General features: G+C 28.9%; 2 protein-coding genes. One reads left to right on the forward strand and one right to left on the reverse strand.

The annotated features are described in order from the left end of the window. Positions 1 to 219: 219 nt before the first annotated feature. Positions 220 to 2,349, reverse strand: coding sequence for a DPP IV N-terminal domain-containing protein (locus ACH2BO_RS01925; protein WP_395043075.1), 2,130 nt, complete (start codon positions 2,347 to 2,349; stop codon positions 220 to 222). Positions 2,350 to 2,429: 80 nt separating this feature from the next. On the opposite strand from ACH2BO_RS01925, the gene ACH2BO_RS01930 reads away from it, so the two are divergent. Next, positions 2,430 to 2,858: a hypothetical protein gene (locus ACH2BO_RS01930; protein ID WP_395043076.1), complete on the forward strand. Its 429-nt coding sequence runs from the start codon at positions 2,430 to 2,432 to the stop codon at positions 2,856 to 2,858. Positions 2,859 to 2,963 lie beyond the last annotated feature (105 nt).

A 2,963-nucleotide genomic window follows, 5' to 3' on the forward strand; every position in this document is an offset into this window, starting at 1 on the left:
CTTTTTTATATTTTGTACCAAGTATTAATTTATAAAGAATGGAGATTTATAAACAAATATTCATAAAAATATTAGTTTACTAAATCTCCAATTATTAATTGCATAACCAAGGTTTGATTAAGATAAATAAAAAGGTTTCCATTGCTGACAACCTTGAATATTAGTAATAAAATAAATTGTAAAAATTAAACTTCAAGTTGTTTTGAAATTTAGACTTTATTATTTATTATTATCAATAACATAGTTTAAAACCTTAGTCATCAAATGCACTCTGTCTTTACCAAAAACATTGTGTTTAGCCATTGGATAAGGAAAAAAGTCAATTTGCTTTCCAGCTTCTACAAACTTTTTTACTAATGCTAAGTTGTGTTGCATTACAACAGTATCATCACTTGTACCATGAATTAATAATAGTTTTCCTTTCAAATTATTTACGTAATTTAATGTACTCGCTTCATCAAAACCTTTTTGGTTTTCTGTAGGCGTATCCATATATCGTTCGCCATACATTACTTCATACCATTTCCAATCGGTAACTGGTCCGCCAGCAACTCCAACTTTAAAAGCATCTGGTTTTCTTAACAATAATGATGTTGTCATAAATCCGCCATAACTCCAACCGTGAACTGCAAGACGATTTCCATCTACATATGGCAATGATTTTAAATAATCTACACCTTTCATTTGATCTTCAATTTCGTTACTTCCACATCTTCTGTGAATGACACTTTCAAAGGCAAAACCACGATTGTCAGATCCACGATTGTCTACTGTAAATACCAAATATCCTTGTTCTGCCATCCAATACATCCAAAGATTTGCTCCATCAAGATATGAATTTGTAATCATTTGAGCGTGTGGTCCGCCATAAACATAAACTAAAACTGGATATTTTTTTGTAGCGTCAAAATTACTTGGTTTTATTAATCTTGTAAATAAATCGGTTGTTCCATCGGCAGCTTTTATGGTTTTTATTTCTGCTGAACCCATTTCGTAACTTTCGTATTTATTTTTACTTTCTAAAACTGTTTTTGATTTTAAATTTTTGTCGTATAATAATGATTTAGAAGGTAATGAATGATTGGAATATTCATCAAAAAAAGCACTTCCGTCAAAATTCGGAATAAAATTATGAACTCCTAAATCTTTTGTAATCAAGGTTTGTTTGCCTTTTAAATCTACTTTGTACCCCAACATATTGGTTCCAGTTTCGCCAGTTGCTTTAAAATAAACTTCGGTTCCTGTTGCGTTTGCTCCAATAATTTCTCTTACAGGAAATTTATTATTGGTTAATTGCTTGATTAATTTACCGTCAATAGAGTAGTAGTACAGTTGTTGGAAACCATCTTTTTCACTAAACCAGATAAAATTGTTAGAATTTTTGTTTGGGAAAAAAGCATCATGTTCTGGTTCAACCCATTTATCATTAATCTCGTTTAGAATTGTTCTTATAAATTTTCCAGAATTAGCATCATAAACATTTAAACACATATCGTTTTGAGCACGATTTACTTCTGCAATCAACACAAATTTTTCGTCTGGCGACCAAGAAAGATTGGTTAAATAATCGTCTGGATTGTTTCTGGGTACAATAAAAACTGTTTTTCCAGAAGCCAAATTATAAATTCCAATTTTAGGTTTTTCAGATTTTTGACCAATCATTGGATATTTCATATTGATTAACTTTCCAGGAGTTTCATTAATATCAAGAATTGGATAATCGGCAACATCAGTTTCATCTTTTTGATAAAATGCTAAGAAAGACGATTTTGGCGACCAAAAAATACCACCAGAAATCCCGAATTCACTTCTAGAAACCGCTTGACCAGAAACTATATTTTTATCAGAATTGGAAGTAATAGCAATTTTTTCTTTGTTTTTATTTAAGATGTAAAGATTGTTTTCTTCGGTAAATGCTAAATTATTTTTTGATGCATCAAAGGTTGTGTTCTCAAATGTTTCGGTAGTATCTTGATGTAATTTCCCAGATTTGGTTGCAATAGAATACGTGTAATATTTTCCAGCATCAGTAACTAAAAGAGTATTTGAATCTATCCATTCTGTTCCAAAAAAGTTTTTTATTTTTGTGCCTAATGTAGTATTGATTTCAGATAATGTTACTAATTCTTTAGAGGAAGAATCTTTTGTAGAAGCTGTTACCATTTTAGTCCAAGCATCGGTATAATAAACATAGTTTGAAGTAGTTGGAATCCATTGAAAACCTGTTAATTTTTCGGCTCCAAATTTTCTATTTTGTTGTAAAACACCTTCTTCGAGTGTGATTTTTTTTAGTTGAGCATGAGAAGTAATCGCGATAAAACAACTTATAAAAAGCATGATTTTTTTCATAATGATTTTTTTTCAAAAATAGCAAAACTTCCTCTAACTTAAATAAAAACTTTGCGACCTTTGTATAAAATAATGTAACAATGAAAATAAACCCAAAAAACGGAATTGATCAATTGCTTTTCGGAATGAAGCAGAAAGATGTAATTGCTATTTATGGAAACCCAGATAAGCAGTTTGTTGATGATGATAAAAATGTAATTTTTTTATATTATAATAAAAAATTGCGATTGACTTTTTATGAAGATGAAGATTACAGATTGGGATATATTATTTCATCTAATACAGATTTAGTTTTATTAGACAAAAAAGTAATTGGAAGAAATGTAATAGAAGTAAAAAATGAATTGCCATTTAAATCATGGGAAACAGAAGATTTTGACTCTACTGAAAATCATTTTAATGAAAGTAATTGGTTAATTCTGCAATCTGAATTTGATGAAATTATTAGGGTAGAAATAGGAGCAATTATCAATGATAATGATCAATTTGATTGGAAGTTTAAAAAGTAATAAATCAAAAAGCACCAATTTTCAATTGAAAAATTAGTGCTTTTTTAAATTTAATAAATTAAATTATTTTGTTGGCATAGTTTCTAGTAATTCAACTTCAAAAAT

It is taken from the genome of Flavobacterium sp. (assembly GCF_043773265.1).
Classification (GTDB): domain Bacteria; phylum Bacteroidota; class Bacteroidia; order Flavobacteriales; family Flavobacteriaceae; genus Flavobacterium.